Raw genomic sequence first — 15,988 nt, forward strand, 5'->3', positions numbered from 1 at the left:
TACACTATAGAGAACAACCGTTGTATGTGGCGATTTCCGGCAACTTGCGGCCACACTAAAAACTCCGCTAAAGCGCCAGCCCGGGCGCTTGCGTTCCGGGCATTTCTTTTTGTCCGACCAGGTCGATGTCGCAAACGAGCAGTGTCATTCCGGCTAGCACGCCTCACACCACGGAGCCAAGCGCTTACCTGCGCGCCCTGGCGGATCGCGTGTTGGTATACGACGGCGCGATGGGGACGAACATTCAGCTGCACCATCCTACGCCAGAGGACTTTGGCGGGAAGGCGCTCGAAGGCTGCAACGATCATCTTGTCCTGACTCGCCCCGACATCATCCAGTCCATCCACGAGTCGTTCCTCGCTGTTGGATGCGACGTCGTGGAGACGTGCACCTTCCAATCGACTCCGCATCGGCTGCGCGAATGGGGAATCGAGGAAAAGACGCGTGAACTGAACGTGGCCGCAGCGCGACTCGCGCGTGCGGCGTGCGACAAATACTCCACGCCCGACAAGCATCGCTTCGTCGCCGGATCCATTGGCCCAACGGGGCTGCTGCTCTCGAGCAGCGATCCGGTACTGTCGAATACGACATTCGGCGAGTTGGTCGAGAACTACTACATCCAGGCGAAGTATCTCGTCGAAGGCGGTGTCGACGTACTGCTCGTCGAGACGGCCCAGGACATTCTCGAAGTGAAGGCAGCAATCGCCGGCTTCGAGCAGCTGTTCGCCGAGATCGGACGGCGTGTCGCGATTCAGGCGCAGGTAACGCTCGATACGAGCGGACGCATGCTGCTCGGCACCGACATCGCCAGCGCGATGACGACGCTCGAATCGCTGCGCGTGGATGTGATCGGTCTCAATTGCTCGACGGGACCGGAGCACATGCGCGAACCGATCCGCTTCCTGGCCGAGAATTCGACGCGACCGGTGTCGTGCATTCCGAATGCTGGACTGCCGCTGAATACCGGAACTGGCGACGCCGTCTATCCGCTCGAGCCCGAGCCGATGGCTGACATGCTCGGCGAATTCGTCGAGCAGTTCGGCGTGCGGATCGTTGGCGGGTGCTGCGGTACGAGGCCGGAGCACCTTGCCGCGATCGCCAGTCATCCTCTGATCGCGAAAGCGATCGGAGGACCTAGTGTGCGTACCGCGACGTCTGTCACAGGCGCGACGAAAGTAGATCCTCCGGTCGCTTCGCGACCAGAGGATGACTACCGCCCGGGAGCAAACCACACCTCCAAGGTCCCGCGCGCTTCGAGCGCCATGCGCGCAACCGACTTCGATCAGAATCCCAAGCCGCTGCTCATCGGCGAGCGCGTGAACGCGCAGGGGTCGCGTAAGGTCAAGCGACTCTTGTTGGCCGACGACTACGAAGCAATCGGCGATGTGGCACGCGAGCAGGTGGAGTCAGGCGCCCACGTGCTCGACGTGTGCGTCGCCGTTACCGAGCGCGCTGACGAAGCGGAGCAGATGGCGAAGGTCGTGAAGCTGCTGTCGATGACCGTCGACGCGCCGATCATGATCGACTCGACCGAGCCCGCGGTGATCGAGCGCGCGCTCGAGGCAATTCCGGGACGCGCGATCATCAACTCCATCAACATGGAGAATGGTCGCGAGCGCATCGATCGTGTCGTGCCGCTCGCCAGAAAACATGGCGCGGCGCTCGTCGCGCTGACGATCGATCCGATCGGCATGGCCAAGACACGCGAGCGAAAGCTCGAGGTCGCGAAGAAGATCTACGATATCGTCGTCGGAGAATACGGTCTCGCAGCCGGCGATTTGATTTACGACGATCTCACCTTCACGCTCGCGACGGGCGATCCAGAATGGATCGACTCGGCCGTCGAAACGATCGAAGGCATTCGGCTCATCAAGCGAGAGTTGCCGGGTGTGTTCACGAGCTTGGGCGTGTCGAACGTGAGCTTTGGTCTCGCGCTCGAAGCGCGCGCCGTGCTCAACTCAGTGTTCCTCCACCACTGTGTCGAAGCAGGACTCGACATGGCGATCGTGAATCCGGCACACGTTCAGCCTTACGCTGAGATCTCGGCCGACGAGCGCGCGCTGGCCGACGACCTGGTGTTCAATCGCCGGCCCGACGCGCTGCAGCGCTTCATCGAGCACTTCGACAAGAGCGGCAAGCGCGAAGCGGCGGCGGAAGGCAAGGAAGATCCGACTGCGGGGATGACGCCGGAGCAGAAGGTGCACTGGATGATCGTGCACCGGAAAAAGGAAGGAATCGAAGCGGCGCTCGATCTCGCGAGAGTGCGCGAAGAACCTGTACGCGTGCTCAATGAAGTGCTGTTGCCGGCCATGAAAGAAGTCGGCGACAAATTCGGTGCGGGCGAGCTCATTCTTCCGTTCGTGCTGCAGTCGGCCGAAGCCATGAAGAAGGCCGTCAAACATCTCGAACAATTTCTCGAGCGCGCCGAGGGTTACACCAAGGGGCGCGTCGTGCTCGCGACGGTGTACGGCGACGTGCACGACATCGGCAAATCGCTCGTCAATACGATTCTCTCCAACAACGGCTACACGGTCTACGATCTCGGTAAGCAGGTGCCCGTCAACACGATCGTCGAGAAGGCGATCGAGGTGAACGCCGACGCGATCGGTCTGTCGGCGCTGCTCGTGTCGACGTCGAAGCAGATGCCGTTGTGCGTGCAGGAACTCGATCGCCGGGGACTCAAGTTGCCCGTGCTCATCGGCGGCGCGGCGATCAATCGACGGTTCGGCCGTCGTGCGCTGTTCGTCGAGGGCGATCGCACTTACGGTCCGGGCGTGTTCTACTGCAAAGACGCGTTCGAAGGCCTCGAGACGATGGACCAGCTGCAGGACGAGGATCGACGCGACGCATTCGTCTCCAAGCTCATGGACGACGCGCGCAATGACAAATTCCTCGCGACCAACGTCGGCAAGGATACCTCGGCCGGAACGTCTGGCGGCGCGCGCAGTGACGTGTCGAGCGACAATCCGGTACCGGCGTCGCCGTTCTTTGGAACGCGCACGCTGAACGACATTCCCCTCGACGAAGTCTTTTCGCTGCTCGATCTCGACGAGTTGTATCGCCTGCAGTGGGGCGGCCGCGGATCGGGGCCCGAGTTCGAAGAGATGGTTCGCCGCGAATTCGAACCGACGCTCGCACGTCTCAAGGAATCGGCGAAGTGCGACGGCTGGCTGAAACCGCGAGCGATCTACGGGTTGTTCCCCGTGCAAACGCGAGGGAACGATCTTGTCGTCTACGATCCAGACGCATACGCCAAGGATGGCAGCACGGCCGAGATCGCGCGCTTTCACTTTCCTCGTCAGGAAGGTCGCGATCGCCTCTGCATCGCCGACTATTTCCGTGCTGCCGAATCAGGCGACGTCGACGTGGTCGGTTTCCAGATCGTCACGGTGAGTGACGTGGCGACTGAGCGCTTTCAGACGCTCCAGAACGCCGGCGAATATACCGAAGCGTTCTACGTGCACGGACTCGCGGTCGAAACAGCGGAAGCCGTCGCCGAATGGATGCATCGCAAAATGCGCCACGAGCTCGGCGTTCCTGCTGGTCAGGGCAAGCGCTACTCGTGGGGCTACGGCGCGTGCCCTGACCTCGAGGATCATGCACAGCTGTTCAAGATTCTGCCCGCGGATCGTGAACTCGGCATGGAGCTCACGAGCGCGTTTCAACTGATTCCCGAGCAGAGCACGGCCGCGATCATCGTGCACCATCCGCAGGCGAAGTACTACGCCGTGCGCGGCGAAGGCAGCGGAGCGTCGGCGTGAACGCGACCCTCGAGCGCGTACTCGATCCCAACGCAATCATCGTCTTCGATGGCGCGATGGGCACGATGCTGTACGGCAAGGGCGTGTTCATCAATCAGTGCTACGATGAGCTCAACCTGCGCGCGCCAGAGATGGTCGAGCAGATCCATCGCCAGTACGTGGACGCCGGCGCTGACGTCATCGAGACGAATAGCTTTGGCGCGAGTCGGCCCAAGCTCACGCAGTACGGCCTGGAGACGCAGGTCCGCGAGTTGAACCGCGCGGCGGCGCAAGTTGCCCGCAAAGCGGCGCGCGATCGTGCGCTCGTTGCGGGCGCAGTTGGGCCGCTCGGTCTTCGTCTCGAGCCGTACGGTCCAACGAGCAAAGACGAAGCGCAGGCGTTCTTCCGCGAGCAAATGGAAGGACTGGTCGAGGGCGGCGTCGATCTGTTCATTCTCGAGACGTTCGGCGATCTCGACGAAGTCGAACAGGCAATTCGTGCAGCACGCTCCGTCGCATCAGACAAGCCGATCATAGCGCAGATGACGATCGGCGCCGACTGTCTCACGCCCTACGGAGCCTCACCCGAAGACGTCGTCCGCGCGCTCGAGACGCTCGGCGCGGACGTAATTGGACTCAACTGCTCGGTGGGTCCGCAGACGATTCTCGAGTGCATCGAGAAGATGGCGCCGCAGACGCATCGAAAGTTGAGCGCGCAGCCAAACGCCGGAATGCCGCGCGAAGTCGGCGGCCGCAGCATGTACATGGCGAGCCCGGAGTACATGGCGACGTACGCGCGGCATCTCGTTCAGGCAGGCGCCAAGATCATTGGCGGTTGCTGCGGTACGACGCCCGACCACATCCACGCGATGGTTGAAGGCATTCGACCGTTGGCTCCGCGATTGGCTTCAGCGGGTGGCAAGCGCGAAGCGGGAAGCGCCACAGTAGAACGCGTCACCGAAGTGCAGACCCGTCGCGAAGTCGGAGTCGACGCGGTGCCGTTCGCCGAGCGGTCACGCTGGGCGGGCAAACTCGCGCGCGGACAGTTCGTGACGTCCGTCGAGATCGTACCGCCGCGCGGTGTGGACGCCACCCGCATGCTCAGCGACACCGGCCGACTCAAGACGGCGGGGGTCGACGCCGTGAACGTACCCGACGGTCCGCGCGCGCAGAGCCGCATGGGCGCGCTCATGACGAGCGTGCTCATCGAGCAACAGGTCGGCATCGAGACAGTCACGCACTACGCCTGCCGAGATCGCAACCTGCTCGGCATGCTCAGCGACTTGTTGGGCGCGTCGGCGGTCGGACTTCGGAACCTGCTCGTCATCACCGGTGATCCGCCGAAGATGGGGCCATACCCGGACGCGACGGCGGTCTTCGACGTCGATGCGATCGGGCTCACGAACCTCGTCGACAACCTCAATCGCGGCCTCGATCCGGGTGGAAATCCGATCGGTCAGCCCACGCGATTCGCGATCGGCGTCGGTGTAAACCCCGTAGCGATCGACCCCGATCACGAACTTCGCCGCTTCGAGTGGAAGGTCGACGCAGGCGCCGAGTTCGCGATCACGCAGCCGGTGTTCGACACTTCTCAGCTCGAACGTTTCTTCTCGCGCGTTGGCGACCGTCACATCCCGATCATCGCAGGAATTTGGCCGCTCGTCTCCGTGCGGAACGCCGAGTTTCTGGCCAATGAAGTCCCGGGTGTCTCAGTTCCCGACGAGGTCATCGCGCGGATGCGTCGGGCGAACGACAAGTCCAAAGAGCACGCCATCGCCGAGGGAATCGCCATCGCCCGGGAGATGCTCGATCGCATTCGTCCCCTCGTCCAGGGCGTACAGGTTTCGGCACCATTCGGCAAGGTCGAATTGGCGCTCGAGGTGCTCGCGGACACGCTCTAGGCGCCAGTCCGCGGCCCCATCGCTCGCTGTATATTCTCTCGCATGCGTTCGATTCTCCTGATCGACCACGGGTCGGTGCGCGAGGAGGCCAATCACATGCTCGTGTGCATGGCCAACCTGCTGCAGCACATGGTCGGTGATGACGTTTTGGTCAACTTTGCCCACATGGAACTCGCTGAGCCGACGATCGCTCAGGGTTTTGCGGCCTGCGTTCGCGACGGCGCCACCGACATCGTCGCGTTTCCGTACATGCTCTCGCCGGGCAAGCACTCCACGCGCGACATCCCGCGCATGGTTGCCGAAGCCGCCGCTGAATTTCCTCGCATCACGTATCGCGTCACCGAAGCATTCGGTATGAGCGCGCTACTCGCCGAAGTCGTCGCCCAACGTTCTGGCGTCGACGTCGTGAACCGTGTCACCGATGACACCTGCCGCTGCTGGGAACCGCTCGGGACCGTCGGCGAGTGTGGCGCCGCGTGCACCGGCAGGGCGCGCATCGAACAATCTGCCGGAGCCGCATGACGCACATCCCGCTGACCGTTCTCTCAGACGACGAAGAGATGTTTCGCGACGCCATCGCTGGCTTCGCAAACGATGAGGTTCGACCGCGCGTGCAGCAAATGGAGCGCGACGGCAAGATCGATCCGTCGCTCATCACGAAATTCTTCGAGATGGGCCTCATGGGAATCGAGGTCGCCGAGGAATACGGCGGCGCCGGCGGTTCATGCTTCATGATCGCGCTCGGCGTCGAGGAGCTGAGCAAGGTCGATCCCGCCGCGGCGATTCTGATGGACGTGCAGAACACGCTCGTCAATTATCCAATCCGCAGCTACGGTAGCGACCACATCAAGTCGACGTACCTCCCGCAGCTCACCGGCGAAAAGGTTGGCGCATACGCGCTCTCCGAACCGAGCTCCGGCTCGGATGCGTTCGGAATGCAGACGCGCGCCGAACAGCGCGGCGATCGGTGGATTCTGAACGGGCGAAAGATGTGGATCACCAACGGCGCCGAGGCGCAGATCTACGTCGTCTTTGCCAATGCGAATCCGTCGGCCGGCTACAAGGGAATCACAGCGTTCGTCGTCGAACGCGGGTTCAAGGGCTTCAGCGTTGGCAAGAAGGAAGACAAGCTCGGCATTCGTGCATCGAGCACGACCGAGCTTATTCTCGACGACGTCGAAGTACCGCTCGAGAATGTGCTCGGCCCCGTGGGTCAGGGCTACAAGATCGCCATCGAGACGCTGAACGAAGGACGCATCGGCATTGGCGCTCAGATGATCGGCACCGCTGCCGGCGCGTTGCGCGCGGCCACCGAATACGTGAAAGAGCGGACGCAATTCGGAAAGAAGCTCGCTGAGTTCCAGGGCATTCAGTTTCAGCTCGCACAGGCGCGTACGGAAGTCGAAGCGGCTCGTCTCATGGTGTATAACGCGGCGCGTCTCAAGGACGCCGGCCGTGACATCGCCATGGAAGGCGCAATGGCCAAGCTCTTCTCGTCGCAGGTGGCCGAGCGCGTGACGTCGATCTCGCTCGAGCTCTTTGGCGGTTACGGATACACGAAGGACTATCCGGCCGAAAAGTTCTATCGCGATGCGAAGATCGGCGCGATCTACGAGGGCACGAGCAACATGCAGTTGCAGACGATTGCGAAGGGAATGTTGAAGTAGGTCACAGGTCTCTGGTCACGGGTCTCAGGTCTCAGAATGCGAGCAATTCGAGTTCACGACGCGGGTGGGCCTGAGGTCTTGGTTGTCGATGAAGTAGCGGCGCCAGTGCCTGGGCCCGGCGAGTTGTTGATCGACGTCGAAGCGATCGGCGTCAACTTCATCGAGATCTATCAGCGCGCTGGGGCGTACCCTATGGCGCGACCATACACGCCCGGTGCAGAAGCAGCGGGCGTCGTGCGGCAGATCGGTAGCGGCGTGACTGAGTTCGCGGTCGGAGATCGCGTGATGTCCCAGGCCGTGAAGGGTGCGTACGCCGAGCAAGCGCTTGTCACGGAGGAGCGCGCGGTCCGGATCCCCAAGGGCGTCAGCACCAAGCAGGCTGCGGCTCTCTGCCTCCAGGGTTTGACGGCGCACTATCTCGCGACGTCGACGTTCCCACTGGCCAAGGGACATCGAATCCTTGTGCATGCCGCCGCTGGGGGCGTCGGACTTCTCCTGTGTCAGATCGCCAAAAGACGCGGGGCCTTCGTGATCGGAACGGCGTCGACGCCGGAAAAGCGGCAGCTCGCACGCGACGCCGGGGCGGACGAGGTGATCGACTACACCACGCAGGATTTCGCTGCGGAGACGCGCCGCATCACGAACGGTGAGGGCGTGGATGTTGTCTACGATTCAGTCGGGAAGACAACGTTCGACAAGTCGCTCGACAGCTTGCATCGTCGTGGTCTGCTCGCGCTGTTCGGCCAGTCCAGCGGCGCGGTTCCGCCGTTCGATCCACAGATCCTCAATCGGAAGGGCTCGCTGTTCCTCACGCGGCCAACGTTGAACGATTACGTCGCGACGCGCGTCGAGCTGCTCGAACGGTCGAACGAATTGCTTGGCTGGGTCGAGCGGGGCGAATTGAACGTTCGTATCGGCGGCGAGTTTTCGTTGGCTGACGCTGCGGCGGCGCACACGGCATTGGCGGCGCGACAAACGACAGGCAAGGTCATTCTCGTTCCGTGAGCGGTTGGGTGCCGGTTTAGAGGCGTGATTCCGGCACCTTTGCGGTGGGCCGGAGTATTGCATACAATTGCGATAGTGGCGGCCCATCGAGCGCACGGAGCGCGGCGATCGGGCCGACAGAATCGCTTTGCCTCGGAGGCAGTATGCGTGTCGCCCCGTTGTCGATTCGCCTCGCTCTCGTCGCCATCGCCGCGTACGGAGCCGCGCCTGCACTTGGCGCCCAGGACTCGAATCATGCCGTCGTCGAAATCACCGCGCGCGATTCGGCCGGCGTTCCGGTTCCCCAAGCGGAAATCACCATCACGCGCGCGTTACGCAATGTCGTCGCGCGAGGCGTGACTGATTCCGCAGGGCACGCGGCGCTGGTCGTCGAGTTGAAGGATTCGGCGGACTACCATCTCACGATGCGGAAGATCGGCTACCCCCGCGGCGATCGCTTCTTCGATGCCGGTCCGCGAGATACGGTTGCTGTGCTGGTACTCGTTCCAGCGCGCCGCATCGCCGACCTCGCGCCCATGCGCGTCACGGCCATGAGTAGTCTGAAATACAAGAGCTATCACCTCGACGCCGATGACATCGAGGCCGCCGACATGCCGTTGTACAATGGCTGGGACGTCGTGAAACGATTGCGTCCGGACATGCTGACCAGTCGCGGCGGTTGCGCCACCGGCGCACTCCAAATCTGGGTGAACGGCAAACGCATTCGGCTGCCACTCTATCCGACAGGAATCGCAGCAGCAACGGCGCTTGTCGGCCTTCCGCCGGGTGCGCGTTTCTCGTACTGGCCCGTATCCGTCCTGTCGGACATAGCGCCCGAGCACATTCGCGAGATGGTCTACCACGACTGTTTCGATACGTCGATGGCGGCTGTAGGCAATAACAACGCGATCTTCGTGACTCTACAACCTGGCGTGACGTATCAAGAGAACGTTGGCAGTTTCGTTGTGAGCCAAGCACTCGATCCTCACCACGATCACCACTAGCTCGTCGCTTCGCGCCGCAAATCCCGGCTCGACTCGTTGGAAACGGCGAGCGGGCCGGCGGAGAGAAGCCGGCAGAACTCGCGCACGTACAGCGGCGGCACCTGCTGTTTGAGTGTCGCCGCGTGCCAGGTACGATGCAGCCCTTCGGGAGTGACGCGCACGCCCACGAGACTGCCGGCGCGGACGTAGGGCTCGACCGCCCAACGCGCGAGCGCGGCAACGCCCAGACCCGCCTTCACCATTTCGACGATCGCCTCGGTAAGCTGAATTGCCGACACACGGCGAGGCACGACGCCCGCGGGGTCGAGCACGCGCTGAAAGATCGAGTTGTCGCTCCTCGGCTCCGTGTATACGAGCAGATTTTCATCGACGAAGTCCTGCGCCGTGACGTAGGGGCGCAGCGCCAGCCGATGCGTCGGCGGCACGATGAGCACGATCTCGTCTTTGAAGAGCGGAAAGAACTCGATGCGATCGTCCGGCGCGAAATCGCTGACGATCCCCACATCGATCTTGCCAGCGAGCAGCGCTTCGATCGGTCGCCTGGTTGCCTCCGCAACGACCTGGACTTCGACGTTCGGGCAGCGACGCGCGTACTCCTCGAGCAACGGTGACAGCCAATGGTATGTCGTATAGCACGCCGTGCTGAACCGGAGGAGCGCCTCATGTCCGGCAGCAATTCGCTTTAGAGAACTCTCAGTTCTACGGAGAATGCTCAGCGTGCGCGTTGCCGACCGCAGCAGGCGATCACCGGCCAGCGTCGGCACGAGACGCCGCCCAACGCGGTGAAAGAGCGGCGTCCCCAGTCGGCGCTCGAGCTCGACCAACTGATGGCTGAGCGCCGATTGGGTGAGATTGAGATGCTTGCCCGCGTTGGTGAGCGTACCGTACGCGGCCACGGATTCAACGAGCTGGAGATGCTTTACTTCGAGGATCATCGTGGCGTTCCGGTTGGTGCCGTCGGCGGTGAGACCTACCGTCCCTGCGTGGATGCCGCGCGCAGAAGCGTGTTCGGCATGCTGCGGAGGACGTCGGTCTCCTGACGCCGCCACGAGAAGCGCAGGAACTGAACCCCCCAATTCTCGGCTCCTGGAGTGACGTGGAATTCCGATAGCGGAATTCTCACCTCTACAGTCCAGCCCTTGTCATCGATACGCGTCGATGCATCCCACTTGAAGTCCCATGACTCATCGCGCGTTCCGTCCCGTCCGACAATCCAAGCCCGACGATTGCCGCTCGGCGCCACGTTGAATGCGAACGACGTGAGGTGTTCGCGATGCGCGTCGATCTGGATCTCGAAGTAATCGTCGAGGTAGCCACCCGCGGCGCCGTCAGTCGGCGGGCCGAGCGCACTGAGGATCGCGCGATAGTCGTCGTCCATGCGCGCACCGATCACGACCGCGTCGTCGGTGATGATCATGCGCACGTCGGTCAGCAGCGTCGCCGGTGCGCCTTCGGCTGGGTCCTTCTGAACGAAGTTCGTCGACGGACGCACGAAGCGCCAAATGGGTTCGTCGAGCCGACCATCGATTTTCATCGGCGCGTTCGCACGCGTCGCGACAATCGGGTTGGGGTTGGGAACGGTGACCGATGCGCCGCGCGACGCTTGCGCGAATGCACTGGCCGGAGAGAGGAGGAATGCGGCTGCGACTACACGACTGATACGGAGGAATCCTGCGCCTGACATACGCCTTCCCTGTTGGGTACAGGAATCCATACGTGAGAAGTTTGCGGACGACAAACGAGGTTTCACGCTGCTTTTGATGATGCGCGCTCATGGATCGTGATGAACTGGACGCCGAGCCTCGTGAGTCGCACTTTGATGATGCGGACCCTCATTGCGCGGACATATGGACAACAAAACCGACACCGAATCCGGACAAACTGTTACTCGCCGCACCTTCGTTGGCGCCGCACTCGGCGGAGTCATCGCTGCGCGAGGCGACGGTATTCGCCTTGTTGGTGCGGCCGCGCTCGCGCCAACAGCGACCGCGGGCGCCGAACAGCAACCGGTGGCCTTTGCGCTCGACGAAGCAACGATCGATGATTTGCAAACACGAATGCGCTCCGGTCGCGAAACGTCGGAGTCGCTGACGAAGCAGTATCTCGCGCGCATCGACGCGATCGATCAGCGCGGACCGTCGATCAATGCGGTGATTGAGCTCAACCCCGATGCGCTGAGCATTGCCGCGCAACTGGACGCCGAGCGAAAGAGCGGCAAGCTGCGCGGGCCGATGCACGGCATTCCCGTGCTGATCAAGGACAACATCGATACCGCTGATCGCATGCACACGACCGCGGGGTCGATGGCGCTGGCCGAGAACATCGCGGTGCGCGACTCGTTCGTCGCCGAGCGGTTGCGCGCTGCCGGCGCGGTGATCCTCGGGAAAACGAATCTCAGCGAGTGGGCCAACTTTCGTTCGACCCATTCGTCGAGCGGATGGAGCGGGCGCGGAGGGCAGACACACAATCCGTACGCCCTCGATCGCACGCCGTCGGGTTCAAGCTCGGGCTCAGGGTCGGCGACTGCGGCGAATTGCTGCGTCGTTGCGGTCGGTACGGAGACCGATGGCTCGGTGACGTCGCCCGCGGCCGCGGCGGCACTCGTCGGTATCAAGCCGACGCTGGGCCTGATCAGCCGGGCGGGAATCATTCCCATCGCGCACAGTCAGGACACTGCGGGCCCAATGGCGCGCACAGTTCGCGATGCGGCGATCCTGCTCGGCGTGCTGGCCGGTGTCGACGCGCGCGATCCGATCACGCGATCGAACGAATCGCATCGTCGAACCGACTACACGCTGGAACTCGATCGCAACGGTCTCCGCGGCGCGCGTATTGGAGTCGCGCGCAAACGATTCATGGGCTACAGCGTCGAGACGGACAAGCTGATGGCGAGCGCGCTCGATCTGATGAAGAAGAACGACGCTGTCATCGTCGATCCGGCCGACATCGCAACCGCCGGTCAGGCCGACGAGTCGGAGTTCGACGTGCTGCTGTACGAATTCAAAGCCGACCTCGACGCATATTTGAGCAAACTCAAGCCAAATGTCGCCGTGCGATCGCTGGCCGACGTGATCGCGTTCAACAACAAGAATGCATCGCGCGAGCTGCGGTTCTTTGGCCAAGAGATCATGGAACAGGCGCAAGCGAAGGGGCCGCTGACCGACAAGAAGTATCTCGACGCGCTCGCAAAGAACCGACGGCTCATGGGTGCGCAGGGCATCGATGCCACGATGAAGAAATTCAACCTCGACGCGATTGTAGCGCCGACGCAGGGTCCGGCATCGCTGACTGATCTCGTGAATGGCGATCCGAATGGCGGTGCATCGTTCACCGGCCCGGCGGCGATCGCCGGATACCCACACGTCACAGTGCCAATGGGGTTCGTCCGCGGGCTGCCGGTAGGATTGTCGTTCGTCGGTCGCGCGTGGGCGGAACCGACCTTGCTCAAACTCGCGTACGCATTCGAGCAAGCCGCGCCGGCGCGTCGCAAACCAACCTTCGCCGCCACGGCCGACGTGGGCGATACGAAGCGCGGCGCGTAACTCGCCCCGGCGGGCTTCCCCTTGCGCTTCTACAACACGGCTGATAGCCTCTTGTAGAAGCCAAAGGGGAACGCGATGACTGATGAACGACTCGACCTTCCGCAGGGCACCCTCGACCTCCTGATCCTCAAAGCGCTCTCGCTCGAGCCGCAACACGGCTGGGCGATCTCCGAGCGCATTCATCAGGTGTCGCGGGCCACACTGCAAATTCCGCAGGGATCGCTCTACCCTGCTCTGCATCGCCTCGAGCGACGCGGTTGGATCAAGGCCGAGTGGGGCGCATCGGACAACAATCGCAAAGCGAAGTTCTACGAGCTCACACGCACCGGCCGAAAGCAACTCGACGTCGAAACCGACGCCTGGCAAAAGCTCACGGTCGCGGTGTCGCTCGTGCTGGACATGGGCTGACCGATGCTCAGCGAATTCTGGAGCGAACTGCGCTACCGCCTCCGCGCACTCGTCCGCCGAGGGGACATGGAGCGCGAACTCGACGCCGAGTTGCAATTCCACGTCGAGCGCGAAGCGGAAAAGTACGTCCAGCAAGGCGTGCCCCGCCCTGAAGCCTTACGTCGCGCACGCCTCGCGTTTGGCGGTATCGATCGGATCAAGGAAGACACTCGCGAAGCACGCGGCGTGACCGTGATCGAGCACGTGATGCAGGACGTTCGCTACGCACTGCGAGGTCTGCGCGCGCATCCGCTCTTCACCGCCGTCGTCATCATCACGCTCGGACTCGGCGTCGGTGTTAACACAGCGATGTTCGGCATCCTCGATCGAACGTTGCTCCGCGCGCCGCGATATCTGATCGAGCCACAGTCGGTCCATCGCGTGTACGTCGAGTGGACCGGAAGCGACGGCCGCCGGAGTTTCGAGAGCGGGATTGAATACGCTCGGTATCTCGACTTCGCACGCTGGACGACCTCGTACTCGAAGTTCGCCGCGTTCGCGTATCGCAACATGGCCGTCGGCGACGGAGAAGGGACTGAGGTCCGGATGATCGGAATCGTCACGGCCACGTACTTCGATTTCTTCGACGCCAAGCCGGCGATCGGCCGATTCTTCAACGCGTCCGAAGATGCGATTCCCGCCGGCGAACCGGTCACTGTCCTCGGCTTCGGATACTGGCAATCGACGTATGCGGGCCGAGCAGATGTCATCGGGTCGTCGATTCGAATCGGCAACAGCTCGTATAAGGTCATCGGCGTTGCACCAGCAGGCTTCGAAGGTGTGAGCGACCAGCGCGTCCCGATCGCCTTTGTTCCGGTCACGACGTTCGCGCAGAGCACCCACGCTGGCTTCGAGAAAGACTATGGGTGGAGTTGGCTCGATGTTCTCATTCGACGCAAGCACGGTGTGACGCTCGAAGCGGCGAATGCCGATCTCACGAACGCGTTTCAACGGAGCTGGAACGCGGCGCGTGCGCTCGATCCGTCCCTCGCGTCAATCAAGGGCGTCCATCCGACCGCGATTGCGGGACCGATTCTCAGTGCGCGTGGGCCGGAGGCCGGACCAGAGTCCAGGATTCTCGTCTGGATCAGCGGCGTTGCATTCGTGGTGTTGCTCATCGCGTGTGCAAACGTCGCCAACTTGCTGCTCGCGCGCGCGTTGCGCAGGCGACGCGAGATGGCGCTGCGTCGCGCGATCGGCGGCACACGGACGCGCCTGATGCAGCAGCTGCTCACCGAAGCGCTCGTTCTCGCGCTGTTTGGTAGTGTCGCCGGATTGCTCGCCGCGCAGATGGCCACAGGCAGCTTGCGTCGCCTGTTCAGCAAGCCGACCGAAAGCTGGCCCGTGCTGACCGATGCGCGCACACTCGGCGCTGCACTCGTGTTGACTCTGGTAACAGCAGCGCTAGCGGGAATATTGCCCGCGCTGCAGTCCGGTCGAGGCGATCTTGCCGGATCTCTCAAGGCCGGCACGCGCGAGAGTACTTATCGCCAATCGCGCATGAGAATTGGCCTGTTGCTTTTTCAGACCGCGCTCTCCGTTGTGCTCCTGATCGGAGCCGGTCTCTTCGTCCGTAGCTTGCAGGCGGTTCGCGGCGTTCGCCTTGGCTACGACGTCGATCGACTGGCCTATGTCGAAGGCAGCATGCGCGGCGTGAAGCTCACCATTCCGGAGGGCGTGCAGCTCGCCGAGCGACTGCTGGGCGAAGCGCGCGCCACGCCGGGCGTCGACAACGCGGCGCAAGTGGTGTCAGTACCCTTCTGGTCGTTCGAGGGGCGCGGACTGTACGTGCCCGGAATCGATTCTGTTCGCAAGCTCGGCCGCTTCACGCTCCAAGCGGGCACGCCGGAATACTTCTCCACGATCGGGACGCGCATCGTTCGCGGACGCGGCATTCTCGCTGACGATCGCGCCGCTACACCGCGCGTCGTCGTCGTGAGCGAATCGATGGGGAAGATTCTGTGGAAGGGGCAAGATCCAATCGGAAAGTGCATTCGCATTTCGAGCGACACGATGCCTTGCACCACCGTCGTGGGCGTCGCCGAGGACATCAAAGTGCGATCACTGACGTCTGACGCGGAGTTCGCGTACTACCTGCCGATGGCACAGTACGTCGCCGCATTCGGGCGACCGCCGATGCTCGCGATGTTCGTGCGCGTGCGCGGCCGCGCCGACGATCAGACGCAGGCGCTTCGCGCTCGGCTCCAGAAGATGATGCCGGGCGGTTCTTACGTGACCGTGCGTCCAATGCACGAGATCATCGATCCGCGAATGCAGTCGTGGACGTCGGGCGCCAGCATGTTCCTGGCCTTCGGCGCACTGGCCCTCACCCTGGCAGCGGTTGGGTTGTATGCGGTGATCGCGTTCGCCGTCGCTCAACGAACCCAGGAGTTGGGCGTGCGCATCGCGCTCGGAGCGCGGGTCGCCGACGTCGTGCGCCTGGTGATCGGCGAGGGCATTCGCGTCACGCTCGGCGGACTCGTGATTGGAGCTCTGCTTGCGCTAGCGGCGAGCGGTGGGCTCACGAGCATGCTGTTCGGAGTGTCGCCGCGCGATCCAGTGATCTTTGGCATCGTGGCGCTGACCCTGCTTGTCGTCGGGATTCTGGCGAGCGCCATTCCGGCTCTCCGCGCGGCTCGTGTGGACCCGACCGTGGCACTCCGCGCCGACTAGGTGGACGCGAACGACTCTGGGCGACAATAT

Annotated in this window: 11 protein-coding genes; 9 read left to right on the plus strand and 2 right to left on the minus strand. The window is 62.9% G+C overall.

Translation table 11 applies throughout. From position 1 onward, the window contains the following. Positions 1-125 precede the first annotated feature (125 nt). The 6 genes from AC6H4Z_RS20015 (at position 126) to AC6H4Z_RS20040 (ending at position 9,296) form a co-directional block, all read left to right on the plus strand. Entirely contained in the window at positions 126-3,761 is a 3,636-nt protein-coding gene (locus tag AC6H4Z_RS20015; protein WP_497543730.1) for a methionine synthase, read from the plus strand. Beyond that, positions 3,758-5,641: a bifunctional homocysteine S-methyltransferase/methylenetetrahydrofolate reductase gene (locus tag AC6H4Z_RS20020; protein ID WP_497543731.1), complete on the plus strand. Its 1,884-nt coding sequence runs from the start codon at positions 3,758-3,760 to the stop codon at positions 5,639-5,641. The genes AC6H4Z_RS20015 and AC6H4Z_RS20020 overlap by 4 nt, the downstream gene beginning before the upstream one ends. A 42-nt stretch (positions 5,642-5,683) precedes the next feature. Further along, the gene (locus AC6H4Z_RS20025; RefSeq protein WP_497543732.1) at positions 5,684-6,163 is read left to right on the plus strand and encodes a CbiX/SirB N-terminal domain-containing protein; all 480 of its coding nucleotides are present in this window, start codon (positions 5,684-5,686) and stop codon (positions 6,161-6,163) included. Beyond that, complete coding sequence (locus tag AC6H4Z_RS20030; protein WP_497543733.1) at positions 6,160-7,308, plus strand: acyl-CoA dehydrogenase family protein; 1,149 nt, start codon at positions 6,160-6,162, stop codon at positions 7,306-7,308. The genes AC6H4Z_RS20025 and AC6H4Z_RS20030 overlap by 4 nt, the downstream gene beginning before the upstream one ends. Before the next feature lie 36 nt (positions 7,309-7,344). After that, complete coding sequence (locus AC6H4Z_RS20035) at positions 7,345-8,313, plus strand: quinone oxidoreductase family protein (protein ID WP_497543734.1); 969 nt, start codon at positions 7,345-7,347, stop codon at positions 8,311-8,313. Between the two features lie 143 nt (positions 8,314-8,456). Further along, positions 8,457-9,296 (plus strand): carboxypeptidase-like regulatory domain-containing protein, encoded by an 840-nt coding sequence (locus tag AC6H4Z_RS20040; protein ID WP_497543735.1) that lies wholly within the window; start codon positions 8,457-8,459, stop codon positions 9,294-9,296. Here AC6H4Z_RS20040 and AC6H4Z_RS20045 read toward each other — a convergent pair. Both AC6H4Z_RS20045 and AC6H4Z_RS20050 read right to left on the minus strand, forming a co-directional pair. Then, positions 9,293-10,231 carry a LysR family transcriptional regulator gene (locus AC6H4Z_RS20045; protein ID WP_497543736.1) on the minus strand — a complete coding sequence of 313 codons (939 nt, stop codon included), beginning with the start codon at positions 10,229-10,231 and terminating at the stop codon, positions 9,293-9,295. The two genes, AC6H4Z_RS20040 and AC6H4Z_RS20045, sit on opposite strands and share 4 nt — an antisense overlap. A 35-nt stretch (positions 10,232-10,266) precedes the next feature. Further along, entirely contained in the window at positions 10,267-10,980 is a 714-nt protein-coding gene (locus AC6H4Z_RS20050) for a carbohydrate binding family 9 domain-containing protein (protein ID WP_497543737.1), read from the minus strand. A gap of 163 nt (positions 10,981-11,143) precedes the next feature. Here AC6H4Z_RS20050 and AC6H4Z_RS20055 point away from each other — a divergent pair, with 163 nt between their 5' ends. From AC6H4Z_RS20055 to AC6H4Z_RS20065, 3 genes are all read left to right on the plus strand, one after another. Further along, entirely contained in the window at positions 11,144-12,838 is a 1,695-nt protein-coding gene (locus AC6H4Z_RS20055) for an amidase (RefSeq protein ID WP_497543738.1), read from the plus strand. 75 nt (positions 12,839-12,913) lie between these two features. Further along, positions 12,914-13,246, plus strand: a complete 333-nt coding sequence (locus AC6H4Z_RS20060) for a PadR family transcriptional regulator (protein ID WP_497543739.1) — start codon at positions 12,914-12,916, stop codon at positions 13,244-13,246. A gap of 3 nt (positions 13,247-13,249) precedes the next feature. Continuing rightward, a complete protein-coding gene (locus AC6H4Z_RS20065) occupies positions 13,250-15,958 on the plus strand; it encodes an ADOP family duplicated permease (RefSeq protein ID WP_497543740.1) in 2,709 nt (902 codons plus the stop codon). The last annotated feature ends 30 nt before the right edge of the window (positions 15,959-15,988 follow it).

This window comes from Leucogemmata humicola, assembly GCF_055379415.1.